The organism is Alcanivorax sp. DP30 (assembly GCF_009882945.1).
Classification (GTDB): Bacteria; Pseudomonadota; Gammaproteobacteria; order Pseudomonadales; family Alcanivoracaceae; genus Alcanivorax.
The window spans coordinates 219836-242572 of sequence record NZ_WTUY01000005.1 but is presented as its reverse complement, the minus strand read 5'-3'; the positions used below and the strand labels follow the sequence as shown (position 1 = coordinate 242572).

Here is a 22737-nt window from a genome sequence, read left to right as displayed (position 1 = left end):
GTTTCACCGCCACATTAGAACTAACACATTACCGCCCCACGGCGGCGACCTGGTCACGAGACAACTGTCATCTCGTCCTTGCCCCGGCGATTGCCGGGAAACTGTATCCTGACCGTTTTCCGTCAGGCGTCAATGGTATAACTATGGGTGATCTCAACACCAGCACGGCCCAGCATAATGCTCGCGGAGCAATACTTCTCGGCAGACAGCTCAACGGCACGCTTGACCTGATTCTCTTTCAGGTTATTTCCGCTGACAACGAAGTGCAGATGAATCTTGCTGAACACTGCCGGCACTTCATCCACACGCTCCGCGCTGATCTCACAGCGGCAGTCGGTGACGTCCTGGCGGGACTTCTTCAGGATATGCACCACATCAAAGGACGAACAACCACCGACGCCCAGCAACAGGGTCTCCATGGGCCGGGGACCGCGGTTCTGGCCGCCATGATCCGGAGGGCCATCCATCAGCACCGTATGGCCGCTTTCTGTCTGCCCTTCGTAGCAGGCTTCTCCCTGCCACTGCACCACTGCTTTCATGGCCGTCTCCTGAGTCTGTTCGTCCGGGGAGCAACCCCGTAAAAAGGCGCGCAGAGTACCATAGCGGCGTGGCTTAGCCACCCCCTTTTCGCCACCACCGACAACCGTTCTGCGCAACAGGCGCCCCCTCTTTCGAAGGGGTTTATCCTGCCTTTACTGCCACTGGGCCCGCGAAAACCGAGAGTGAGAGCCAGTTCCCTTGGCATACCTCAGAAAAACAGGCAATATCCATGGTCTTATTGGCTAAGACATTCTTCTGGCTTAAGACTGAGCGCCCATGACTGAAGGCAACAAAATTATTCCAAATCTGGACCATTTCCTGGCCAATTGTCACCGTCGCAAATATCCGGCGAAAAGCACAATTATCTATGCCGGGGATGAGTCAGATGCACTGTATTACATTCTGAAGGGGTCTGTGACCGTCATGATTGAGGATGATGACGGCCGCGAAATGATCATGGCCTACCTCAATGAGGGGGACTTCTTTGGCGAGATGGGGTTGTTTGAAAACGATCCATCCCGTTCCGCCTGGGTAAAGGCCAAGACCGAATGCGAAGTAGCTGAAGTCAGCTACGCCAAGTTCAAGCAACTGGCCAGGGAAGACGCTGACATCCTGTTCGCCGTCTCCGCCCAGATCGCCGGCCGCCTGCGCGCGACTACCCGCAAGGTAGGCGACCTGGCATTCCTGGACGTGACCGGCCGAGTGGCAGGCACCCTGCTGGACCTGTGCAAGCAACCCGATGCCATGACCCACCCGGACGGCATGCAGATCAAGGTCACCCGCCAGGAAATCGGCCGCATCGTCGGCTGCTCCCGGGAAATGGTGGGGCGGGTACTCAAGAACCTGGAAGAGCAGGGTCTGGTGTCCGTGAAGGGCAAGACCATGGTGGTTTACGGCACCCGGTAAGCAATTGATAGTTGATAATGGATAATTGATAACTGCGCGGGCCGGCTTTATGGAGGCCCACAGCACAGGAGGCCGTGCCCATGGATTTGGGCGCGGCCTCCTTGTTTTAAAGCGGTACTAGCCGCGATCTCGTGGTGAGCCATTGTCCCTGAATTGGCCCAGTTCCTTCTGGATGAAGAACTCCACCAGGTCCCGGTAGAGCTTTTCAACCATATCCCCGTCCAGCCCTACCTGTTCTGCCCAATCCCGCCGGGATTTCAACATGGTCCGAAACCGCTCCGGCGCTCGAACCCCATCCTCACTGCGCTTGAATGCCGCTGCCGCATGCACATAGCCCGCCCGCTCACCTAGCAATGCAATGACCTGGCGATCAATCCTGTCGATCTCAGAACGAATATCTTCCATCCCAGTGCACTCAGCCGGGGGCTTAACGACCATTTCTTCCCTCTTTCATAACAGAAGGCCGCCCCCGTGCGGGCGCGGCCTCTTTGCATTCTGCCGCGACCCAGGCTGATCGCGCAGTTATCAATTATCCATTATCAACTATCAATTAAAAAACAGCGCCTTCAACGCCACCCCCGGATCCTCCTCCCGCATGAAGGCCTCACCCACCAGGAAGCTGTTGATGCCATTGCTGCGCATCAGTTTTACGTCAGCGGCGCTATTGATGCCACTCTCAGTGATGATCAGACGATCTGCCGGGGCCTGCTCGGCCAGGGACAGGGTGGTGCTGAGGCTGGTTTCGAAGGTATGCAGATCGCGGTTGTTGATGCCGATCAGCTCGGCATTCATGGCAACTGCCCGCTCCAGCTCGTCCTGGGTATGCACTTCCACCAGCACATCACAGCCTGCCTGCTGGGCAGCGTGATTCAGCTCATCCAGCTGGGCATCGGACAAGGCGGCCACGATCAGCAGAACCGCATCGGCACCCATGGCGCGAGATTCGAAGATCTGCCAAGGATCCACCATGAAATCCTTGCGGATCACCGGCAGGCTTACCGCATTGCGGGCTGCACGCAGATAGTCTTCGTGGCCCTGGAAGAAATCCTGGTCGGTCAGCACCGACAGGCAGGCCGCGCCGTTCTTTTCATAACTGCGGGCAATGGCCACCGGATCAAAATCATCCCGGATCACACCCTTGCTGGGTGAAGCCTTCTTGATTTCGGCAATCACTGCCGGCTGCTTGTCACGCACCCGGTCAAACAGGGCACGGGCAAAACCACGGGGCTTACCCTGATTCTCTGCCATGGATTGCAGATCACCGAGAGTGTAGTTGTTCTTGCCCACCGCAATCTCTTCCTGCTTGCGGGCGATAATCTTGTCGAGGATGGTCCCTGTACTCATATTGGCTCTCCTGAGGGCCTGTTCACCCTAATCGGCCGCCGTGAGGGCGGTGCTGAACTGGGCAAGCTCACGCATCCGTTCGGCAGCTTCTCCATTGTGTATCAGGTCTTCCGCCATGCGTACCCCCTCTTTGTGACTACGGGTAATCCCGCTCACATAAATGGCTGCACCGGCATTCAGTGCAATCATGTCTGCCGCCTTGTTGGCCGCATCACTGCTGCGCTTGCCCAGTGCATCCTTGATCAGCGCCAGGGAGCTGTCCGAATCGGTCACATCCAGCCCCACCAGGGAAGCGGACTCCAGCCCCAGATCTTCCGGCGTCACGTCATATTCGCTGACGGCACCGTCCTTGAACTCAGCCACGTGGGTACGAGTGGCAAGGGTAATCTCATCCAGCCCGTCCTTGCTGTGCACCACCATCACGTGCTCCGCGCCCAGACGCCCCATCACTTCCGCCATGGGCCGACACAGCTTTTCACTGAACACACCCAGCACCAGGCGCTGCACACCCGCCGGGTTGGTCATGGGGCCGAGGATATTGAACAGGGTACGCATGCCCAGTTCCTTGCGCGGGCCCACCGCGTATTTCATGGCCTTGTGGTGATTGGGGGCAAACATGAAGCCCACGCCCACATTGTCCACACAGCTACCGATCTGTTCCGGGGTCAGATCCAGGGCGATGCCGGCGGTTTCCAGCAGGTCGGCAGAGCCACTTTTGGAGCTCACCGAACGGCCACCGTGTTTGGCCACATGGGCGCCAGCAGCGGCCGCCACAAAGGCACTGGCAGAAGACACATTGAACAGGTTGGCGCCATCGCCACCGGTGCCCACGATATCCACCAGATACTGGCGGTTCTCCACTGGCACCGCGGTGACCAGCTCGCGCATCACCTGCACGCCACCGGTAATTTCATCCAGGGATTCGCTCTTCATGCGCAGGGCCACCAGGAACCCGCCAATCTGGGCATCGGTGGCACCGCCGGTCATGATCTGGCGCATCACGTCCTGCATCTCGTCCACGCTCAGATCGATCTGCTCAACCACCTTGGCCAGGGCTTCCTGAATATTCATGCGCCTTGCTCCCCTTTCAGAAAATTGTCGAGCAGGGCATGACCATGCTCACTCAGGATGGACTCGGGATGGTACTGCACGCCTTCGATGGGCAAGGTCTTGTGCCGCATGCCCATGATCTCATCCATGCTGCCATCCTCAAGCTGGGTCCAGGCGGTGATCTCCAGACAATCCGGCAGGCTGTCCTTTTCCACGACCAGGGAGTGATAGCGGGTGGCGATGTAGGGCGACGGCAAATCCCGGAAGATGCCGGCGCCACTGTGATAAATCGGCGAGGTCTTGCCGTGCATCACCTGACGGGCCCGCACCACCTTGCCGCCAAACGCCTGGCCAATACTCTGGTGACCCAGACACACACCAAGAATCGGCAGCTTGCCAGCAAAGTGCTTGATGGCAGCGATGGAGACACCCGCTTCGTTGGGCGTGCATGGCCCCGGCGATACCATCAACCGGTCAGGATTGAGCGCCTCGATCTCTTCAAGGGTGATCTGGTCATTGCGGTGTACCAGCACCTCGGCGCCCAGCTCCTGGAGGTACTGCACCAGGTTGTAGGTAAAACTGTCGTAGTTGTCGATCATCAAGACACGCATTACCGCTGCCCTCCGTCTGCCAGGTTGAGGCCACCCAATGCCAGGTTTACCGCGCGGAACACTGCCCGGGCCTTGTTCATGGTCTCGTCCCATTCCGACTGGGGCACGGAGTCAGCCACGATGCCGGCACCCGCCTGCACGTAAAGCCGCTCGTCCTTCACCACCGCCGTGCGAATGGCGATGGCCGTGTCCATATCTCCGTTAAAGCCGATATACCCTACCGCGCCGCCATAGACGCCACGCTTGGTGGGCTCCAGCTCATCAATGATTTCCATGGCACGGATCTTCGGAGCACCACTGAGGGTACCGGCCGGGAAGGTAGCGCTGAGGACCTCCAGCGGCCCCTGCCCCTCTTTCAGCTCACCCTCCACGTTGGAGACGATATGCATCACGTGGGAATAGCGTTCCACCACCATCTTGTCAGTAAGGTTTACCTTGCCCGGTTTGGCCACCCGTCCCACATCATTACGGCCCAGATCGATCAGCATCAGGTGCTCGGCGATTTCCTTGGGGTCCGCCAGCAGATCGGCCTCCAGAGCTCTGTCTTCTTCTGCGGTAGCGCCGCGTTTTCGCGTACCCGCGATGGGACGCACGGTTACCGCTCCCTGCTCGGCCCGAGCCAGAATTTCCGGCGATGAGCCCGCAATATGGAAGTCGTCCAGATCCAGATAGAACATGTAGGGAGACGGATTCAGGTAACGCAAGGCGCGGTACAGATCCAGAGCAGGCGCCTTGAAGGGGCAGCTCATGCGCTGAGCCGGCACCACCTGCATCACATCGCCGGCAAGAATGTACTCACGCACCTTCTCTACGCCGGCCTTGAACTGCTCCTCCGGGAATTCACTCTGGAAATCGCTCTCATCCACCGGGTCACCATAGACCGTATGCTCGGGCTCGGGCAGCGGGGCGCGCAGCTGCTTTTCCAGTGCATCCAGCCGTGAGTCAGCCTCTTCCGCCGCCCCTGGCGCGGTGGGGTCCACATGCACGATCAGATAAAGGGCACCGCGCAGGTTGTCGAACACCACCACTTCCTCGGAACGCATCAGCAGGATATCCGGCACGCCGAGTACATCCTTGCCCGGGGCCGGGCCAAGACGCGGTTCGAAATACCGTACGCTGTCATAGCCGAAGTAGCCCACCAGCCCACCGTTGAAACGGGGCAGATCCGGCAGTTCCGGGGAGCGATACTGCTGCCGGTAGCTCTCGATCCAGCGAATCGGATCCTCCACGTCGAGCAGGGTTTCGCCATCTGCATTGCTCACCTGAACCTTCTGCCCGGTGATGCGAATCACCTCGCGGGCTGGCAAACCGAGAATGGAGTAACGCCCCCAGCGCTCGCCGCCCTGCACAGATTCAAACAGATAGCTGTAGGGCCCCTGGGCCAGCTTGCGGTATGCCGTTAACGGCGTGTCCAGATCCGCCAATACCTCGCGGACCATCGGAACACGGGTGTAGCCCTCTTGGGCGTAACGATCCAGTTCTTGTGGTGACATGCTTTTTCCTTATCCGACCTTTTTCAGGCAGGTCGATATCGAGAACGCAGATTGTAGAGAAAAATGGAGCAAAAGGGGCGTGTCAGTGCATCAGCGCAGACACAGGGGAGCGTCACCATCGCCAGCTGGCGGGTGCGGACAGGAAAGCAAAGCTGTTGATCAGGGCACAGTCCAAGGGGGGACGTCCTTTCTCACATCAGGAAGATGCCTAAAATTGTAGTCAATGTGAACGCTCGGCGCCAGACACGGGATGCCTGACGGGATTTTCGCAGGCAGGATTGAATTCACCGCCCGCACACTCATGTAGACTACAATCATAACCAACCATCCGGACAGATTGATCGTCCGACGTCGGACTTCCGGCGTCAGGCATGCCAAACCATGAACATTGTCGCCCTCTACACTGCTGACGAATCCCGCGGGCCCATGACCGGCCATGAAGCCGTGCAACTGCGTGCCGGCTGCGGCATCGTCGGCGACCGCCATTACAAGCGCAACACCAAGCCTGAGGAACAGCTGACCCTGATCGAGCACGAAGCCGTGGACGCCTTCAACGATGAATTCGGCCAGGAAGTCCAGCCGCATCAGCTGCGCCGCAACATCGTCACCAAAGGGGTGGATCTCAATGCCCTGGAAGGGCGCGAATTCATGGTAGGTCCGGTGAGAGTACGCGGTATCGAATTGTGTGAGCCCTGCTCCGTGGTCGGCAAACTGCTGGCCGGCGAACTGACACCCACCCGCATTATCCAGTCCTTTATGGGCCGTGGCGGGCTGCGTTGTGAGATCCTGTCCACCGGGGTGGTGCGCGTGGGCGACGATATCGAAATACCGGACTAACGCTTACTGTAGGAACGTAGCGTAGCGGAGAAACGCACGTAGTGCGGCCCGAAGGGTGAGCGAAGCGAATAACGAGCCTGCTCGCGATCCGGGCCTCGGCGAGGTATGGATTCCAGAGAAGCGAGTAACCGGGTACGAGTTGGAAAACCTGAACAACCAGGACGTTCCGGGTTTTGCCTTTCAAAACTCGTCACTCGAAACTCGCGTCTTGTTTGCCTCGCTGTCGCTCGGATCGCTTGCAGGTATACCCTGAAGGGCACAGAGAGCCCCCACAAAACCGGGCATACCGACTGCCCGCAGGGTGGATATTGGCGTCAGCCAATCTCCGCCGTTAACACCCAGCGGCGGAGATCCCCTTAGGGAGTTTCCGCCCTACGACACTTTTAGAGCGTTTCACTGAATGAACGACGTAGAAAAAAACCGCTATATCAACCAGACCCGCCAGTGGCTGGAACAGGTAGTGATCGGCCTTAACCTGTGTCCGTTTGCCCGCAAGCCGTTCCAGAAAGGACAGGTGCGCTTTGCAGTCAGCGACAGCCGCAACGTGGAAACCCTGCTCCAGGACCTCTACGACGAACTGGAAAAACTCGCCAACACCCCGGCCAGTACCATCGACACCACCCTGCTGATCATCCCGGACCAACTGGACGACTTTTACGACTACAACGATGTACTGGATCTGGCCGACGCCCTGCTGGAACAACAGGAATGGGTGGGCACCTTCCAGATCGCCAGTTTCCACCCGGCCTACCAGTTTGCCGACACCGAAGCGGATGACCCGGGCAACTACACCAACCGCGCCCCTTTCCCCATTCTCCACCTGCTTCGCGAAGACAGCCTTGAGCAAGGGCTGGCCAGCTATCCAGATCCGCAAGCCATCCCCGAGCGCAACATGGATACCCTGGAAAACCTGACCGAAACGCAGTGGGTCAGCCTGTTCGGCGGCCTGCCGGGAGCAACGCGGTGAATCTGGATTTAAGCGACATCTTGATGGTGACCACCCTGGTCATCATCGCCGCCCTGTTCTGGCGCGCCCACGGCATTCGCGAACGGGCGCTGGTCTACACCCGCAAATACTGCGAGCGGGAACAGGTGGAATTCCTCGACGAGACCGTGGGGCTGGTGAAACTCACACTACAGCGCGATGGCAACGACAAACTGCGCGTGACCCGAATTTACCGGTTCGAATTTACCGTCACCGGTGGCGAGCGCTATCAGGGCCACACCATCGTCATGGGTGGCATCGTCCAGCGCGTTGACCTGCCACCCCACCGCTACACCCCGCCACCGGAACGGTTGCACTGACTCCCATACGAACGCCTCCGCCGTAGGAGCGTCGCTGGCGGCGCGATTGCCAACGTCAGCAGCGAGGCAGGAGTTTCGAGTTGCGATAACCTGGCCTGTCCAGGTTCGAGATTTGCCTTTCGAACTCGCTACTCGAAACTCGAACCCTGTCCCTCGCTGTCGCTCGGATCGCTTGCAGGCAACCTCCTACAGAAGAACATCCTGCCAATTGTGGGTGCGTGCCTGCACGCAAAAAAGGAATTTGATTCTGAATTTAGCTATTAATTATTCACTGTTAACTATTAATTGCTTTACTTGACCCGCTGTTTTTCCAGCTTGCGGGCCAGAGTGCGGCGGTGCATGCCCAACCGGCGGGCGGTTTCGGAAATATTAAAACCGGTTTCGGCCAGAGTTTCGTGAATTCGTTCCCATTCAAGGGTTTTCAGGTCCGATGAGCGCGCGGTGAGCGCCACATCCGTGCTCCCTTCTGCACGCAGAAAGGCATCCTCAATATCATCCGTGTTGGAAGGCTTGGCCAGGTAATGACAGGCGCCCAGCTTCACCGCTTCCACCGCCGTGGCAATGCTGGCGTAGCCGGTGAGTACCACGATCAGTGTCTCTTCATTATGCTGGTGCAGGGTCTGCACGCAGGCAAGGCCAGACGCCTCACCCTTGATCTTGAGATCCACCACCGCATAACCGGGATTATGTGTCTTGAGCACCGCTTCCATCGCCTCATGACTGTCCGCCGTGACCACGGTGTAACCGCGACGCTCGAAAGAGCGCCCCAGAGTGCGGGCAAAGGCTTCATCATCTTCAACGATGAGCAACAGGCGTTCTTCGTTCTCGATGGGATCAGACATGTTCACTCCTGTTCCAGCGTTACCGTGTTCAGCGGCAATGACAATGTCACCAGTGCACCACCCTGCACCAGGTTACGGGCACGCAGATTGCCGCCCAGGGTCCGCAATACATTCATCACCAAAAACAGACCAAGGCCGCTACCGGGTCGCCCCTTGGTGGACTGATACGGCCGACCGATGCTGTCGAGCATATCCTCCGGGAAACCGGGACCACGATCCGTCACCGAAATCAGCAAGGTATCGTCTTCCCGGTGCACATCCAGCCGCACCCAGTTCGGCGACGCCTCCAGGGCATTATCCAGTACGTTATGAATGCTCTGCTTGAGCGCATCGTCGGAGACAATCCGCAGATCCGCTCCGAAGTCATTCATGTAGATGAAGTCCTTCACCGGACGGGTATCGCGCCATTCCTCCACCAGCGCATCCAGGAATTCTCGCACCGTGGTTTCTTCCGAGGCTTCACCACGGGTCTCCCCGGCAGAGAGCAGGATACCGCTGACGATGGATTTGCAGCGCAGCACCTGGGTCTGCATCTCGGCAATTTCCTGGGCCATGTCCGGATCATTCTTGAACGGCGCCATGTGCTTCCAGTCACCCAGAATCACCGACAACGTCGCCAGCGGCGTACCCAGCTCATGGGCGGCCCCAGACGCCAGCAGCCCCATACGGACAATGTGCTCTTCCTCCGCAGCACGCTGACGCAGCTCCGCCAGACGCTCATCCCGCTGACGCTTGTTACGGTTGATGCGGTTGATAAAGATCACCAGCAGGCCACCGTTAAGCACAAAGCAGATCAACATGCCTTCGATGTAGAGACTGAACAGCCCCTTGGAATGATCCAGCGGCATGGGCAGCGGATGCCCGTACCAGGCCAGCCAGCCGAAGCACAAGCTAGTGACGATCAGGATCACCCAGGTGGACCAGGCTTCCAGCAGCACCGCACCGAGAATCACCTGCAACAGAAACAGGAACACAAAGGGATTGGTGGCGCCACCACTGAGGAACAGCAGCATGGTAAGGGTGCCCACATCCACCAGCAGAGACAGGAACAGTTCAGTGTTGCCAATGGGGCGACGAACCCGCAAACGCAGCATACTCAGGGCGTTGAACAGCAACAGGCCGAACAACACGATGAGCATGTTGAATACCGGCAGGGCAACGCCCAGACCGAAGTGCACCACCAGAATGGTGGCGAACTGGCCAAACATGGCGATCCAGCGTAGCTGGATCAGCAGCTGCAGGTTCTTGCGACCGGCAGCATCATCGCTGCCGCTACCCAACGCATTGCGCAGGGCAGAGAGCGGGTGCCGGCTGGCGGAGTCAGTGGTTGTGCTCATATCCATGCATCCAGTGTAACGGCTTCAACGTGAAAGCGTCAGCGATGGCGAAACACCAGCACCACCGCCAGCACCACACCCAGCGCCAGGGCAAACCAGGTAATCGCATACACCAGATGGTTGTTGGGAAAACGAATCACGGTGAGGCCACCGACAGGAAGCGGGGCCTGCGTCGCTGATGCATCAATGAAATACGGCGCCACCGGGGACAGCCCTTGCGTGGCGGCCATGGCCTCCACATCCCGGGAATACCAGCGATTTTCTGCCGGCACATTGTCACGCAGCACACCACCACCGGGATGACCGAGACGCAGCAGACCGGTCACAGTAAGCACACCCTCAGGAGTGAACGTACCCGACTGGGCGGCCTCGCGCTGCGCCTGCGGCACAAACCCCTGGTTGATGTACACCCAGCTTCCGTCCTCCTGCTGTAGCGGCGCCATCACCCAATAGCCCTGGCCTTCCTCCGTCGCCGCCGCCACCAATGACACGGCATCCGCGCGATACTCACCACGGACAAGGACATGCAGATATTCATGGGTTGCTTCACTGACCTCAGGCCAGCCCCGCTGCACAGGCGCCGCGACCGGCTCGGCATGCACCCGCGCGTCCACCCGGGCAATCAGGTCTTCCTTCCAGGCCAGTCGCTTCACCTGCCACACGCCCAACGCCATAAAGCCGGCAAACGCCACGGCCGCCAGTAACAGAAACAGGAAAGAGAGAAAACGCCGACGAGCCATGGTCATGCCTCTTCAAACGTGGGGGGAAGGAAGCTGTTAAGAACCTGTGGGAGCTTGCCTGCAAGCGATACTTACCTGGCAAGGTAGACAATCGCTTGCAGGCAAGCTCCCACAGCGGGAACAACCGGAACCCTAGTTCATCATGCCCGGCATCATGTTCACGTTCAGGTTGTGCATCACCCACAGGGAGCCGGCGAGGGTGATGAACACCAGGATCAGGGTGAATATCAGCGCCAGCATGTTCCAGCCGCCTTCCGAATGGAAGTTCATGTGCAGGAAATACACCATGTGGACGATGATCTGCACCAATGCAAACGCCAGGATCACGATAGCAGTGGTGGTGGAGCTTTCGAATACATTGCCCATCACCACCCAGAACGGGATCACGGTAAGAAACACCGCCAACACAAAGCCGGTAACGTATTCCTTCAGGGAAACGTGGGGACCTTCCGCCTCGTGGTGGTCATGATCGTGTGTATGCTCACTCATGGCAGCACTCCCATCAGGTAAACGAAGGTGAAGACGCCGATCCAGACCACATCCAGGAAATGCCAGAACATGGACAGGCAGAATACGCGACGCTTGTTGGCCGGAATCAGGCCATGCTTCTTCAGCTGGAACAGCAGGGTCACCAGCCACACGATGCCAAAGAACACGTGCAGACCATGGGTGCCCACCAGCGCAAAGAACGCCGTCCAGAAACCACTGGTCTGCGGACCGGCGCCCGCATGAATCAGGTGATGGAATTCATACACTTCCAGCCCCAGGAAGCCCGCGCCCAACAGACCGGTAACGGCCAGCCAGAACATGGTGCCTTTCACCTTGTTGGCCTGCATCTGCAGCATGGCAAAGCCATAGGTGATGGATGACACCAGCAGCAGCGAGGTACTGATGGCGATCAGGTTCAGGTCAAACAGTTCCATGCCGGTGGGCCCGCCCGCATAGCTGCGGCCGAGCACCCCGTAGGTGGCAAACAGACAAGCGAAGATCAGGCAGTCGCTCATCAGGTAGATCCAGAAGCCCAGCAAGGTGCCGTTCTGGGGGTGGTGATCCCCCTTCACGAGAAATTCCAGCGGGGCCTTCTGCGTGTTGGCAGTCATGGTGTTATCAGACATTGGCAAGCACCCGTGTACGTTCCGCTTCAATCCGCTCTACTTCTTCCGCCGGGATGTAGTAGTCACGGTCGTAATCGAAGGTGTGGTAAATGGCAGTGGCGATCAGGCCCACGAAGGACACGCCAGCCAGCAGCCACATGTGCCAGATCAGGGCGAAGCCGCACACCACACTGATACCGGAGAGCACGATGCCGGCCCAGGTGCCCTTGGGCATGTGAATCGGGATAAAGCCGGATTCAGGACGCTGGAAGCCGTGTTGCTTCATCTGCCACCAGGCATCCAGATCGTGCACCTGCGGGGTGAACGCAAAGTTGTACGGCGGCGGCGGTGACGACGTGGACCACTCCAGGGTACGGCCATCCCACGGATCACCGGTTTCATCCTTCAGGGCTTCGCGGCGCTTGAAGCTCACCACCAGCTGAATGATGAAGGCAGCGATACCCACGGCAATCAATACCGCACCGAAGGCGGCGATCTGGAACCAGATCTGCAGGGACTGATCCTCGAAGTGGCTGACACGACGGGTCACGCCCATCAGGCCAAGCACATACAGCGGCATGAAGGCGAAGTAAAAACCGATCAACCAGAACCAGAACGACATCTTGCCCCAGAACTCGTCCAGCTTGTAACCGGTGGCCTTGGGGAACCAGTAGGTGATGCCGGCAAACAGACCGAACAGCACACCACCGATGATCACGTTATGGAAGTGGGCAATCAGGAACAGGCTGTTGTGCAGCACGAAATCCACCGGCGGCACCGCCAGCAACACCCCGGTCATGCCACCGATCACGAAGGTGACCATGAAGCCCAAGGTCCACAGCATCGGCACATCAAAGCGGATGCGGCCACGGAACATGGTGAACAGCCAGTTGAAGATCTTCGCACCTGTCGGAATCGAGATAATCATGGTGGTGATCCCGAAGAACGAGTTCACGCTGGCCCCCGAGCCCATGGTGAAAAAGTGATGCAGCCAGACCAGGTAAGACAGCACGGTAATCACCACGGTGGCATAGACCATGGAGGTGTAACCGAACAGCGGCTTGCGGCTGTAGGTGGCCACGATCTCGGAGAAGATACCGAACACCGGCAGGATCAGGATGTACACCTCCGGGTGGCCCCAGATCCAGATCAGGTTCACGTACATCATGGCGTTACCGCCCAGATCATTGGTGAAGAAAGCCGTATCCAGGTAGCGGTCCATGGTCAGCATGCCCAGCACCGCGGTCAGTACCGGGAACGCCGCCACGATCAATACGTTGGTGCACAGGGATGTCCAGGTGAATACCGGCATCTTCATCAGGGTCATGCCCGGAGCACGCATCTTGACGATGGTCACCAGCAGGTTCACACCCGACAACAGGGTACCGACACCGGCAATCTGCAGGGCCCAGATGTAGTAATCCACCCCCACCCCGGGGCTCTGCAAGATGCCCGATAGCGGCGGATAGGCCAACCAGCCGGTCTTGGCAAACTCACCCACAAACAGTGATGCCATCATCAGCACGGCACCACCGGTGGTCATCCAGAAGCTGAAGTTGTTCAGGAACGGGAAGGCCACATCACGGGTGCCGATCTGCAACGGAATCAGGTAGTTCATGATCCCGGTGACCAGCGGCATGGCCACGAAGAAAATCATGATCACGCCGTGGGCGGTGAAGATCTGGTCGTAGTGGTGGGGCGGCAGGTAGCCGGTGGCATCACCGAAGGCCATGGCCTGATGCAGACGCATCATGATGGCGTCGGCAAAGCCGCGCAGCAGCATCACCAGGCCGAGGATGATGTACATGATGCCGATCTTCTTGTGGTCGATGGTGGTGAACCACTCGTTCCACAGGTAACCCCACAGTTTGTAGCGGGTAATGGCAGCCAGCATGGCCACACCGCCCACCGCCACCACCGCGAAGGTGCCGAGGATGATCGGATCATGAAACGGGATCGCGTCCCAGGTCAGGCGACCAAAGATCAGCTTGGTCAGGTCCAGGTTCTCAAACATGGGCAGCACCTGTTGCGTATGCGGTCTGGAATTCGGTCTTAGTCATGGTGGGCTCCATGCTGAGCATGGTCGGCATGACCTTGATGACCCTCATGAGTTTCATGGCTCTGGTGGCCTTCATGGCCGGCCTCTTCGTCACCGTGATGGCCGCCGTGCTGGCCCATGCCACTGTGGTACATCAGGTCTTCCATGCAGGTTTGGCCCGGCTCCACACAACGGTTGAAGATGGCGTGATACAACGTCGGGTCGACCTGGCCATAAAAGCTCACCGGATCATCGATGCTTGGCACCTCCAGCTCCAGGTACTCGGCCCGGTCCAGGTTTGCCTCGCTGGCTTTCACCCGGGCAACCCAGGCATCAAAATCCGCCTCGGAGAGCCCGTGGAATTCAAATTTCATCTGCGAATAGCCGGCACCGCTGTAATTGGCGGAGAAGCCCTTGTAGACACCCGGCTCGTTAATCACGCCATGCAGCTTGGTTTCCATGCCCGCCATGGCATAGATCTGCCCGGCCAGGGCAGGAATGAAGAAGGAATTCATCATGGTAGACGCAGTGATCTTGAAGCGGATCGGGTGATCCACCGGCGCCGCCAGCTCGTTCACGGTGGCGATGCCCTGCTCCGGATAGATAAACAGCCACTTCCAGTCCAGCGCCACCACTTCCACGGTGAGCGGTTCCATATCAGCGGGCACCGGGGTCTGCGCATCGATACGATCCAGCGGACGGTAGGGATCCAGCTTGTGGGTACCCACCCAGGTCATGGCGCCCAGGGCGATGATGATCAGCAGTGGCACCGACCAGATCACCAGCTCCAGCACGGTGGAGTGGGTCCACTCCGGCGCGTAGGTAGCGTCCTCATTGGTATCGCGGTAGCGCCAGGCGAACCACAGGGTCAGCACGATCACCGGCACAATCACCAGCAACATCAGGATCGTGGCCCAGACAAGCAGGTCACGCTGTTGCATGGCAATGTCGCCAGACGGGGACATTACCACCGTGTCACAGCCGGTTAGCAGTGCGGCTGCCAGCAGGGTCAACACTACCCCACGCAAAAGTTTGGCTATTTGCATTGGCGTACTTCGGTTGGCTTATGGGAGATAGGTGGCACCTTAGCCAAGCAATGGGGTAGCCGGTATTGGACATTTTGTCCCATCGGCTTAAAGTCCTAAGTTGACGCAGGTCATTGCATCCATCACAGAACAAGAGCGCATACCATGTCTTATACCGTTACGGCCTCTCATCAGGAGAGCCACACAGAAGTCGCCCCCAATGAAATTGCTGTGGGCGTTGTGATTGGACGGACATCCGAATACTTCGACTTTTTTGTCTACGGGATCGCTTCGGTGCTGATCTTCCCGCAGCTGTTCTTCCCCTTTACCGGCCAGCTGCAGGGCATGCTCTATTCGTTCACGCTGTTCGCCCTGGCCTTTGTGGCCCGGCCCTTCGGCACCGCCCTGTTCATGTGGATCCAGCGCCAGTGGGGCCGCGGCATAAAACTTACCGCCGCCCTGTTCCTGCTCGGCACCGCCACCGCCGGCATTGCCTTCCTCCCCGGCTACGAGGCCCTGGGCGGCTACGCCATTGCCCTGCTGGCCCTGCTTCGCATCATGCAGGGGGTTGCCTTTGGTGGCTCCTGGGATGGCCTGCCCTCCCTGCTGGCCCTGAATGCCCCCAAAGAACGCCGTAGCTGGTACACCATGATCGGCCAACTCGGCGCGCCACTGGGCTTTATGATTGCCAGTGCCCTGTTCCTGTACCTCTACAACAGCCTTAGCGCTGCCGATTTCCTCGGCTGGGGCTGGCGCTACCCGTTCTTTGTGGCCTTCGCCATCAACGTGGTGGCCCTGTTTGCCCGCCTGCGTCTGGTACTGGGTGAGGAATACACCGAAGCCATGCAGGAGAAAGAACTGGAGCCCATCCGCACCACCGAAATGGTGCGCGAAGAAGGGCACAACATTTTCATTGGCTCCTTCGCCGCCCTGGCCAGCTACGCCCTGTTCCATGTGGTGACCATCTTCCCGCTGTCCTGGATCGCCTTTCAGGGTAGCCAGACCACCGCCCAGGTACTCACCGTACAAATCGTCGGCGGCTTCGTGGGCATCCTCGCCACCATCGGCTCCGGCTGGATCGCCGCCCGCATCGGCAAACGCACCACAGTAGGCGCACTGGCGGCCATGATCGGCATCTTCAGCTTGCTGACCCCACTACTGATGGGCGGCAGCCCGGTCATGCAGGACACCTTTATCCTGTTGGGCTTTGCCCTGCTGGGTGTGTCCTACGGCCAGGCCTCCGGCACCGTCACCGCCAACTTTGCCCCGCGCTTCCGTTACACCGGCGCGGCCCTCACCTCCGACTTCGCCTGGCTGTTCGGCGCCGCCTTTGCCCCCCTGGTGGCGCTGGGCCTGTCCGCCAAATTCGGCCTGCTGTCGGTGACGGTGTACCTGCTGTCCGGGGTGATCTGTACCCTGCTGGCGCTGGCCATCAACCAGTCGCTGGAGGATCAGGCAGAGGAATAAGCCCCAAGCTAGAAGCTGCAACGCGGTTTGAGGCCCAAGCAACCTGAAACACAGAGGCCGCGCCCAGACATTGGGCGCGGCCTCATTATTTCTGCAAGCCTGTCCGTAGGAGCGTGGCTGGCGGCGCGATTCCAAACCACGACCAAAGGCACTTTCACCACAGAGCACAAAGAGGTACAGAGAGAACCGATTGTTGTATCTCCATGAACTCTGCAGCCTCTGTGGTTAACCTTTTTCTCGGGTTGGGGTTATCGCGCCGCCAGCGACGCTCCTACGGCAAGGCCCCCATGCTTCGAAGCTGCTGCAGGAGCGTTCGTCCGACCGCGATAGCCGTGGCACGCGGTTTTTCGCGGTGAAACCGCCGCTCCCACAGAAACCCCAGCGCCAACGAAAAAGGCCGCACCCAACCCGTGGATGCGGCCTCTTTCCTGCCCGACCCGGCAACCCGGATCGCGTGCTTTCTCTCGCAGCTCGTAGCGAGCAGCTGTTAGCTAAGGCTCCCCAACGCCTGCTTGGTAAACGGCGCGATCTCGTCTTCCTTGCCATCACGCATCTTCACCAGCCAGTTCGGGTCCTGCAGCAACGCACGGCCCACCGCGATCAGGTCGAACTCGTCGTTATCCATGCGCCGGGTCAGTTCATCCAGCGCCGCCGGGTTCGCCGTGCCACCCATCCCTTCCGGGCTGTTCAGGAAATCCCCGTCCAGACCCACGCTACCCACAGAAATGGTGGGCTTGCCGGTGATCTTCTTGGTCCAGCCAGCCAGGTTCAGATCGGAACCTTCAAACTCTGGCAACCAGAAACGACGGGTAGACGCATGGAAGATATCCACCCCGGCGTCCACGAACGGCATCAGGAAGCGTTCCAGCTCTTCCGGGTTCTGAGCCAGCTTGGCCTCGTAATCCTGCTGCTTCCATTGCGAGAAGCGCAGCACGATGGCGAAGTCTTCCCCCACGGCCTCACGCACCGCCTTGACGATCTCGATGCCGATACGGGCGCGGTTTTCGATGGAGCCGCCGTATTCGTCATCACGCTGGTTGGTGCCTTCCCAGAAAAACTGATCCAGCAGGTAGCCGTGAGCGCCGTGGATTTCAACGCCGTCAAAGCCTACCTCTTTGGCGGCCTTGGCGGAGTCAGCAAAAGCGCGGATCACGTCCTGGATATCATCCTTGGTCATGGCATGGCCATTTTCCTTGCCCGGCTTGAACAGACCAGACGGGGAATAACCGGGCACGTCCTTATCTGGACCAATACCCGCTTTGCGCACCGCGCCCACATGCCACAGCTGGGGAATGATCTGGCCACCGGCCTCGTGCACCGCATCCACCACCTTCTTCCAGCCCGCCATGGCCTCATCACCATAGATCGCTGGCACACGCTCGTACCCGTTGGCGGCCTTGTGGCCCACAAAGGTACCTTCGGTGATGATCAGCCCCACCTCGCCTTCAGCACGACGGCGGTAGTAACCCACCACCTCGTCATTGGGCACATAGCCCGGCGAAAAAGTCCGCGTCATGGGGGCCATGGCCACCCGGTTACGCAGCTTCAGTGATTTATGCTCAAAAGGACGCAACAGGCTATCCAGTGAACCGCTCATAGGTGCTCTCCCGATATAAAATGCAAAACAGTCTGAGGTCGGACGTCTGATGTCTGACGCAAAAAAACAGTAACCACACTCAAGGGTTTATGGCGTCCGACTTCAGACGTCCGTCGTCCGACCCATAACCCGGCACTTCATCCTTTCCAGACAAAGCCGACCAAATTTAGTTGCGTGATGAAACCTTATTTGGTTTCTTAATGCAACCATTCTGCCCTATACTGGCCCCATGACACGTAAACGATTCGACGACATGGGCTGCTCCGTTGCCTGCGCCCTCAATGAGGTCGGTGACTGGTGGTCCCTGCTGGTGGTCAAGCAGGCCATACTGGGCACCCGCCGCTTTGTGGATTTCCAGAACAGCCTGGGGATCGCCAAGAACATCCTCTGCAACCGCCTCTCCCGCCTGGTCGAGAATGGCGTCATGGTGCGCGTAGATGTGGGCGAACACGGCAAGCGCTACGAATACCGTCTTACCGACAAGGGCCGTGATTTGTTTACCGTGGTCACTGCCCTGCGCCAGTGGAGCGAACGCTGGAACGGCGAGAAAGACAGCATGCAATTGGTGGACGGTCAGAGCGGCGAACCGCTGGCGCCGGTGACGGTGCAGAATCAACAGGGCCAGATCCTGACAGTACGGGATGTGCGGTTTGTGGATGAAGACGGCAAGCCACTAGAGGAAGCGGGCTAACGCCCCGTAGGAGCGCCGCTCGCGGCGCGATCAACTTAGGTAAAGGCAGCACTGCCTGGCCACGCTACAGCTAACGGCTATTTCATCGCCCCGATAAAGCTGCGAGTCCTCGACGGACGGGCCCAAAGGGGGAACTGGCTCCCCTCTGGCATTCCGGCCATTCCCCGGTATGGGAATGGCGCTCCAGCGGGCAAAACATGTTTTGCAAACCCCCGCTTACGCCCCCGCGCCCCGACTCCGTTCGACCCGCTCCGCGGGCACACTCCGGTACTCATAATCTGAAGGACGCAAAAAAGACTCGCTCCGCTCAAACAGATTTTTTGCTCTACGCCTTCAGATTATTGCGTTCCTCGACTCACTACTCTAACGGGGAGGGCCAGACTGATAGGCCTGGAGCGGAAAATGGGATACCTACACCTCCACTTTGCCTCACCTCACCTCATCCATTAAGGCATTGGCAAATTTATTGGCATATCCGGGTTTTCTTTTTTAATCTGAGAAAGGCTTTTGGGCTCAGTCAAATGATAAGAAGGATGATTCAATCTCTTCATTCCTTTCAAATATTCTTTCTTGTAGTTTTCTGAATTCTTATAATATTTTTCCAGATGAGAAAAAACATGATACAAAGGACCTTCAAACACCTTCCCTTCTCTTTTTATTCGAACAAATGCATTCATATCGACCCCACCAAATGGAATTTTCATCATATTCCCAAACGCATGCGTAATTCCGTTTCCTGAAATAGTAGAGTCCAAGAAATTTTCCTGAAATGGATAACAGTCCAACGTCAACATAATCTTAAAAAAGAAATCCCGATGATCACCACCTTCATACTTCTCATCAATCCACCTCATCACACTTTGATAAGAAGGCGCATGAGAGTCTGCCACTTTATAAGTATCACACACTGCTCTTTTAGATGGCCTCAGAATTTCATCTAAATTTTCAGGCAACACTGGATAATCATAGAGAGAGTATCTTGCCTGCACCGACCCTGGCGGAAACGAACTCTCCGCAGAAACGCTTATAGGAAAAACCATTATCAGAAATAGAAACCTAATCATCATCCTTCCCCTCCAGGAGCCGAGCCCCTCATTACTCAATTAATCCAAAGAGCTGGATTCCGCTCTCTTTTTTCCATTGAAGCACAGGCGCCACCCAACCTCATGAAATTGGGGCCAGGTCTTGAATGTTGCGCCAAACGCACGATGCAAGACCTGACCCCGAACCCTCGCACAGAATTCTGAACACTACCGTGCCAGGCAGAAAGAGATACAAATTATTCCATTAATACTTTCCCTTATGGCATTGGTAGTGAAATCGGCATATCAGGATGCTCTCTTCTTATTTGAGATAGGCTTTTTGGCTCAGTTAATCTATAACTAGGATGATTTAGTCTTCTCATTGCACTATAATATTCTTTCTTATATATCTTTGAATTCTTATAATATTTCTCTAAATGTTCATAGACTAGATAAATTGGTCCTTCAAAGACCTTTCCTTCTCGTTTAATTCTAATGAAAGCGTTGGTGTCAACTCCTCCAAAAGGGGTTCGCATCATATGACTAAACATATGAGAAACCCCCATAGCATCAACAGTTGTATCGAAGAAGTTCTCTTGGAAAGGATAACAATCTAGAGTAAGCAAATATTTGAAGAAAAAATCTTTATGATCACCTTCCTTATATACTCGATCAATACGCTCCATAAGACTTTTGTAAATAGGAGAATTTACGCTTGATAATTGATAGGTGTCGCATACAGCCCTTTTAGATGGCTTCAATATATCATCTAAATTTTCAGGTAACACTGGATAATCATACATAGAGTATCTTACCTGCACCGACCCTGACGGAAACGAACTCTCCGCAGAAACGCTTATTGGAAAAACCACTATCAGAAACAGAAACCTAATCATCATCCTTCCTCTCCAGGAGCCGGACCCCTCATTACTCAATTAATCCAAAGAGCTGGGTTCCGCTCTTGTTTTTTACCATTAAAGCACAGGCGCCACCCAGCCTCATTGCTCCCCAATACTCTATTGGACTGAAGTGGCCTTGTTCATCTCGATAGCTTTTTCAAGAACTCGAGGATCAGGTCTTGCATCGTGCGCCAAGATGAAGAATCTGACCCAGAATCCAAACGAGACTAATCCCCAGCCCCCTTCTCAAGCTGCAACCAGCGACCTGGCAGCAGCCACTTTCTTTGCCAGGGACTCCTTGTGCATGGCTAACCACATGTCATTCATGTACTGGAGGTTAAGCCAGAACTCAGGGGTTGTACCCAGCACCTTTGCCAATAGAAACGCGGTTTCCGCCGTGACGCCACGGTGATTGCCGCACAGCTCATTGACCGTTTTGCGACTGACGCCCATGGCTTTGGCCAGCTCCCCTTGGGTGATTTTCAGGGGCTCGAGGAATTCTTCCTTGAGCATGGCGCCCACGCTGGTGGGTTGATGAGCAGGCAGCCTTAGTGCTTCGACCATGATTTCACCTTTCACCTGTACTGATGGGGATCAAGGTAAACCTCTGACGCTTTACCTGTATCCCACTTGAACACCAAGCGGTATTGCTTGTTGACCCGAATCGAGCACCAATCCTTCAGCTTTCCATTCAGATGCTCAAACCTGTTTCCTGGGGGCACCCTTAAATCCTGTTCGCCGGTGGCGACATGAAGGATTTCCAGTTTGCGTTTGAGGGCTCCCTCAATGTTCTTTGGGGCCGGACATGAGTTCCCATTAAAGAAATACTCTTCCAGCACCCGTTCCTTGAACGACTCTATCATCCACACTGTACCCTGTATCGATACACGTTACAATTCAATACCCCGAAACAGCTCCAGACCTGCACCCATCAACAAACGGCAGCCCGCTCCCGGATTCGGGAAAATAACCTTAACTCAGCCCCTTACCCGTTTATGTAAGCCATCCCCTACAATGTGAGCTTGCGGACGTCAGAAAACCGGATCGAGAACTACCGACCCACCAACCGCCTCGCCTGCCAATACCGCGACTCCCAATACGGATTCCCCAGCGACGACTGCATGACGCCACTACTCACCGACGCATGCAGAAACGCATCGTCGCCCAGGTAAATCCCCACATGCCTATTGCCCCGCGCCAGGCGGAAGAACACCAGGTCGCCTACAGCAAGCTGGTTGCGGGCGACGGGCTTGCCTTCTTTTAATAGTTCAGCCGTGGTGCGGGGCACTTGCATGTTCAGTTGCGAAAGGAAGGTGAGGTAGACGAAGCCGGAGCAGTCCACGCCTTTGGTGCTGAGGCCGCCGTAGCGGTAGGGGACGCCTTGCCAGTCTTCTTTTTGGGCGAGGAGACTGTTGAGGAGGAGGTTTTCGGAGGTGAGAAGTTCGGCGGTGGTGTTGTCGTCTTTTGGGGGTTGGGATTCCTGGACGGGGGGTTTGGGTTTTGTGGCGCAGGCGCTTAACGCAATGCAGAGGAGCATTGTTGCGTAGGGTTTTGTTGGGGAGACCGGTTTTAAGGGCATGGGGAGTTTGTGATTGCTGACTTTGATGGTGTGGCAGCAATTGTTGGGTATGGTTCCGTGGGTGGGTGCGAGGTTGTGCCTTGGAGGATTGATCGCCTGCGGGCGATGTCGTGCTGCGCACGGTTCGCTCAACGAGTTGAGTCTCCTACAAAACCGCTGCAAAAAACTTTTCGTAGGAGCGTCGCTCGCGGCGCGATCACCATAGTTTCGAGTTACGGATAGCGAGTTTCGAAGGGCAAAAACGTATTCCGCACGGGATAGGTTTTCGCAACTCGAAACTCGTGACTCGCTTCTGAGGTTGGGCTATCGCGCCGCCAGCG

General features: G+C 57.2%; 25 protein-coding genes. 6 read left to right on the top strand and 19 right to left on the bottom strand.

All coding sequences use genetic code 11. The features are described 5' to 3' along the window. Positions 1-122: 122 nt before the first annotated feature. On the bottom strand, positions 123-539 hold the full coding sequence (locus GQF00_RS12030; protein WP_161319409.1) for an OsmC family protein: 417 nt from the start codon (positions 537-539) through the stop codon (positions 123-125). A gap of 277 nt (positions 540-816) precedes the next feature. Here GQF00_RS12030 and crp point away from each other — a divergent pair, with 277 nt between their 5' ends. Further along, the gene (gene crp, locus GQF00_RS12025; protein ID WP_161319408.1) at positions 817-1446 is read left to right on the top strand and encodes a cAMP-activated global transcriptional regulator CRP; all 630 of its coding nucleotides are present in this window, start codon (positions 817-819) and stop codon (positions 1444-1446) included. 117 nt (positions 1447-1563) lie between these two features. On the opposite strand, the gene GQF00_RS12020 is transcribed toward crp, so the two are convergent. From GQF00_RS12020 to trpE, 5 genes are all read right to left on the bottom strand, one after another. Beyond that, the gene (locus GQF00_RS12020) at positions 1564-1884 is read right to left on the bottom strand and encodes an isochorismate lyase (protein ID WP_161319407.1); all 321 of its coding nucleotides are present in this window, start codon (positions 1882-1884) and stop codon (positions 1564-1566) included. Between the two features lie 108 nt (positions 1885-1992). Further along, complete coding sequence (trpC, locus tag GQF00_RS12015) at positions 1993-2790, bottom strand: indole-3-glycerol phosphate synthase TrpC (RefSeq protein ID WP_161319406.1); 798 nt, start codon at positions 2788-2790, stop codon at positions 1993-1995. Positions 2791-2817: 27 nt separating this feature from the next. After that, positions 2818-3861 carry an anthranilate phosphoribosyltransferase gene (gene trpD, locus GQF00_RS12010; RefSeq protein ID WP_161319405.1) on the bottom strand — a complete coding sequence of 348 codons (1044 nt, stop codon included), beginning with the start codon at positions 3859-3861 and terminating at the stop codon, positions 2818-2820. Further along, on the bottom strand, positions 3858-4451 hold the full coding sequence (locus tag GQF00_RS12005; RefSeq protein ID WP_161319404.1) for an aminodeoxychorismate/anthranilate synthase component II: 594 nt from the start codon (positions 4449-4451) through the stop codon (positions 3858-3860). The genes trpD and GQF00_RS12005 overlap by 4 nt, the downstream gene beginning before the upstream one ends. Beyond that, positions 4451-5944, bottom strand: a complete 1494-nt coding sequence (gene trpE / locus GQF00_RS12000; RefSeq protein ID WP_161319403.1) for an anthranilate synthase component I — start codon at positions 5942-5944, stop codon at positions 4451-4453. The genes GQF00_RS12005 and trpE overlap by 1 nt, the downstream gene beginning before the upstream one ends. A gap of 381 nt (positions 5945-6325) precedes the next feature. Between trpE and GQF00_RS11995 the strand changes: the two genes are divergently transcribed. The 3 genes from GQF00_RS11995 (at position 6326) to GQF00_RS11985 (ending at position 8086) form a co-directional block, all read left to right on the top strand. Continuing rightward, positions 6326-6781: an MOSC domain-containing protein gene (locus GQF00_RS11995; RefSeq protein ID WP_161319402.1), complete on the top strand. Its 456-nt coding sequence runs from the start codon at positions 6326-6328 to the stop codon at positions 6779-6781. A 400-nt stretch (positions 6782-7181) separates the two neighbouring features. Then, the gene (locus tag GQF00_RS11990; RefSeq protein WP_161319401.1) at positions 7182-7748 is read left to right on the top strand and encodes a DUF1415 domain-containing protein; all 567 of its coding nucleotides are present in this window, start codon (positions 7182-7184) and stop codon (positions 7746-7748) included. Further along, positions 7745-8086 carry a DUF3301 domain-containing protein gene (locus GQF00_RS11985; protein WP_161319400.1) on the top strand — a complete coding sequence of 114 codons (342 nt, stop codon included), beginning with the start codon at positions 7745-7747 and terminating at the stop codon, positions 8084-8086. Before GQF00_RS11990 ends, GQF00_RS11985 begins: the two co-directional genes overlap by 4 nt. A gap of 290 nt (positions 8087-8376) precedes the next feature. On the opposite strand, the gene GQF00_RS11980 is transcribed toward GQF00_RS11985, so the two are convergent. From GQF00_RS11980 to cyoA, 7 genes are all read right to left on the bottom strand, one after another. Next, on the bottom strand, positions 8377-8928 hold the full coding sequence (locus tag GQF00_RS11980; RefSeq protein ID WP_161319399.1) for a response regulator transcription factor: 552 nt from the start codon (positions 8926-8928) through the stop codon (positions 8377-8379). A 2-nt stretch (positions 8929-8930) separates the two neighbouring features. Further along, positions 8931-10265: an ATP-binding protein gene (locus tag GQF00_RS11975; RefSeq protein ID WP_161319398.1), complete on the bottom strand. Its 1335-nt coding sequence runs from the start codon at positions 10263-10265 to the stop codon at positions 8931-8933. A 38-nt stretch (positions 10266-10303) separates the two neighbouring features. Then, complete coding sequence (locus GQF00_RS11970; RefSeq protein WP_237440505.1) at positions 10304-11005, bottom strand: SURF1 family protein; 702 nt, start codon at positions 11003-11005, stop codon at positions 10304-10306. Between the two features lie 132 nt (positions 11006-11137). Continuing rightward, positions 11138-11494 carry a cytochrome o ubiquinol oxidase subunit IV gene (cyoD, locus tag GQF00_RS11965; RefSeq protein ID WP_161319396.1) on the bottom strand — a complete coding sequence of 119 codons (357 nt, stop codon included), beginning with the start codon at positions 11492-11494 and terminating at the stop codon, positions 11138-11140. Next, a complete protein-coding gene (gene cyoC / locus GQF00_RS11960; RefSeq protein WP_161319395.1) occupies positions 11491-12120 on the bottom strand; it encodes a cytochrome o ubiquinol oxidase subunit III in 630 nt (209 codons plus the stop codon). Before cyoC ends, cyoD begins: the two co-directional genes overlap by 4 nt. Further along, a complete protein-coding gene (gene cyoB / locus GQF00_RS11955) occupies positions 12113-14113 on the bottom strand; it encodes a cytochrome o ubiquinol oxidase subunit I (RefSeq protein ID WP_161319394.1) in 2001 nt (666 codons plus the stop codon). The genes cyoC and cyoB overlap by 8 nt, the downstream gene beginning before the upstream one ends. 38 nt (positions 14114-14151) lie before the next feature. Beyond that, positions 14152-15183, bottom strand: a complete 1032-nt coding sequence (gene cyoA, locus GQF00_RS11950; protein ID WP_161319393.1) for a ubiquinol oxidase subunit II — start codon at positions 15181-15183, stop codon at positions 14152-14154. A 144-nt stretch (positions 15184-15327) separates the two neighbouring features. Between cyoA and GQF00_RS11945 the strand changes: the two genes are divergently transcribed. Further along, positions 15328-16629, top strand: a complete 1302-nt coding sequence (locus GQF00_RS11945) for an MFS transporter (protein WP_161319392.1) — start codon at positions 15328-15330, stop codon at positions 16627-16629. A 487-nt stretch (positions 16630-17116) separates the two neighbouring features. Here the strand turns inward: GQF00_RS11945 and GQF00_RS11940 are convergent, their stop codons facing one another. Beyond that, the gene (locus GQF00_RS11940; protein WP_161319391.1) at positions 17117-18226 is read right to left on the bottom strand and encodes an NADH:flavin oxidoreductase; all 1110 of its coding nucleotides are present in this window, start codon (positions 18224-18226) and stop codon (positions 17117-17119) included. A 229-nt stretch (positions 18227-18455) separates the two neighbouring features. On the opposite strand from GQF00_RS11940, the gene GQF00_RS11935 reads away from it, so the two are divergent. Beyond that, positions 18456-18917, top strand: coding sequence for a helix-turn-helix domain-containing protein (locus GQF00_RS11935; RefSeq protein WP_161319390.1), 462 nt, complete (start codon positions 18456-18458; stop codon positions 18915-18917). 446 nt (positions 18918-19363) lie between these two features. Here GQF00_RS11935 and GQF00_RS11930 read toward each other — a convergent pair whose 3' ends face one another. The 5 genes from GQF00_RS11930 to GQF00_RS11910 form a co-directional block, all read right to left on the bottom strand. Beyond that, positions 19364-19984 carry a hypothetical protein gene (locus GQF00_RS11930; protein ID WP_161319389.1) on the bottom strand — a complete coding sequence of 207 codons (621 nt, stop codon included), beginning with the start codon at positions 19982-19984 and terminating at the stop codon, positions 19364-19366. Between the two features lie 233 nt (positions 19985-20217). Beyond that, positions 20218-20742 carry a hypothetical protein gene (locus GQF00_RS11925; RefSeq protein WP_161319388.1) on the bottom strand — a complete coding sequence of 175 codons (525 nt, stop codon included), beginning with the start codon at positions 20740-20742 and terminating at the stop codon, positions 20218-20220. Between the two features lie 342 nt (positions 20743-21084). Further along, positions 21085-21402 (bottom strand): HigA family addiction module antitoxin, encoded by a 318-nt coding sequence (locus GQF00_RS11920; protein ID WP_161319387.1) that lies wholly within the window; start codon positions 21400-21402, stop codon positions 21085-21087. A gap of 11 nt (positions 21403-21413) precedes the next feature. Then, on the bottom strand, positions 21414-21701 hold the full coding sequence (locus tag GQF00_RS11915) for a type II toxin-antitoxin system RelE/ParE family toxin (protein WP_161319386.1): 288 nt from the start codon (positions 21699-21701) through the stop codon (positions 21414-21416). A 188-nt stretch (positions 21702-21889) separates the two neighbouring features. Further along, positions 21890-22549, bottom strand: coding sequence for an NlpC/P60 family protein (locus tag GQF00_RS11910; protein WP_237440504.1), 660 nt, complete (start codon positions 22547-22549; stop codon positions 21890-21892). Between the last annotated feature and the right edge of the window lie 188 nt (positions 22550-22737).

Bases quoted from the DNA above. Each gene is read 5' to 3' on its own strand.
- GQF00_RS11920 (WP_161319387.1), bottom strand. From the start codon at position 21,402: ATGGTCGAAGCACTAAGGCTGCCTGCTCATCAACCCACCAGCGTGGGC.
- GQF00_RS11995 (WP_161319402.1), top strand. From the start codon at position 6,326: ATGAACATTGTCGCCCTCTACACTGCTGACGAATCCCGCGGGCCCATG.
- GQF00_RS12030 (WP_161319409.1), bottom strand. From the start codon at position 539: ATGAAAGCAGTGGTGCAGTGGCAGGGAGAAGCCTGCTACGAAGGGCAG.
- trpD (WP_161319405.1), bottom strand. From the start codon at position 3,861: ATGAATATTCAGGAAGCCCTGGCCAAGGTGGTTGAGCAGATCGATCTG.
- GQF00_RS11940 (WP_161319391.1), bottom strand. From the start codon at position 18,226: ATGAGCGGTTCACTGGATAGCCTGTTGCGTCCTTTTGAGCATAAATCA.
- GQF00_RS12020 (WP_161319407.1), bottom strand. From the start codon at position 1,884: ATGGTCGTTAAGCCCCCGGCTGAGTGCACTGGGATGGAAGATATTCGT.
- cyoD (WP_161319396.1), bottom strand. From the start codon at position 11,494: ATGAGTGAGCATACACACGATCATGACCACCACGAGGCGGAAGGTCCC.
- GQF00_RS11975 (WP_161319398.1), bottom strand. From the start codon at position 10,265: ATGAGCACAACCACTGACTCCGCCAGCCGGCACCCGCTCTCTGCCCTG.
- GQF00_RS11930 (WP_161319389.1), bottom strand. From the start codon at position 19,984: ATGATGATTAGGTTTCTATTTCTGATAATGGTTTTTCCTATAAGCGTT.
- GQF00_RS11925 (WP_161319388.1), bottom strand. From the start codon at position 20,742: ATGTATGATTATCCAGTGTTACCTGAAAATTTAGATGATATATTGAAG.
- GQF00_RS11980 (WP_161319399.1), bottom strand. From the start codon at position 8,928: ATGTCTGATCCCATCGAGAACGAAGAACGCCTGTTGCTCATCGTTGAA.
- GQF00_RS11990 (WP_161319401.1), top strand. From the start codon at position 7,182: ATGAACGACGTAGAAAAAAACCGCTATATCAACCAGACCCGCCAGTGG.
- GQF00_RS11935 (WP_161319390.1), top strand. From the start codon at position 18,456: ATGACACGTAAACGATTCGACGACATGGGCTGCTCCGTTGCCTGCGCC.
- cyoB (WP_161319394.1), bottom strand. From the start codon at position 14,113: ATGTTTGAGAACCTGGACCTGACCAAGCTGATCTTTGGTCGCCTGACC.
- GQF00_RS11970 (WP_237440505.1), bottom strand. From the start codon at position 11,005: ATGGCTCGTCGGCGTTTTCTCTCTTTCCTGTTTCTGTTACTGGCGGCC.
- cyoA (WP_161319393.1), bottom strand. From the start codon at position 15,183: ATGCAAATAGCCAAACTTTTGCGTGGGGTAGTGTTGACCCTGCTGGCA.
- GQF00_RS11915 (WP_161319386.1), bottom strand. From the start codon at position 21,701: ATGATAGAGTCGTTCAAGGAACGGGTGCTGGAAGAGTATTTCTTTAAT.
- cyoC (WP_161319395.1), bottom strand. From the start codon at position 12,120: ATGTCTGATAACACCATGACTGCCAACACGCAGAAGGCCCCGCTGGAA.
- GQF00_RS11945 (WP_161319392.1), top strand. From the start codon at position 15,328: ATGTCTTATACCGTTACGGCCTCTCATCAGGAGAGCCACACAGAAGTC.
- trpE (WP_161319403.1), bottom strand. From the start codon at position 5,944: ATGTCACCACAAGAACTGGATCGTTACGCCCAAGAGGGCTACACCCGT.
- trpC (WP_161319406.1), bottom strand. From the start codon at position 2,790: ATGAGTACAGGGACCATCCTCGACAAGATTATCGCCCGCAAGCAGGAA.
- GQF00_RS12005 (WP_161319404.1), bottom strand. From the start codon at position 4,451: ATGCGTGTCTTGATGATCGACAACTACGACAGTTTTACCTACAACCTG.
- crp (WP_161319408.1), top strand. From the start codon at position 817: ATGACTGAAGGCAACAAAATTATTCCAAATCTGGACCATTTCCTGGCC.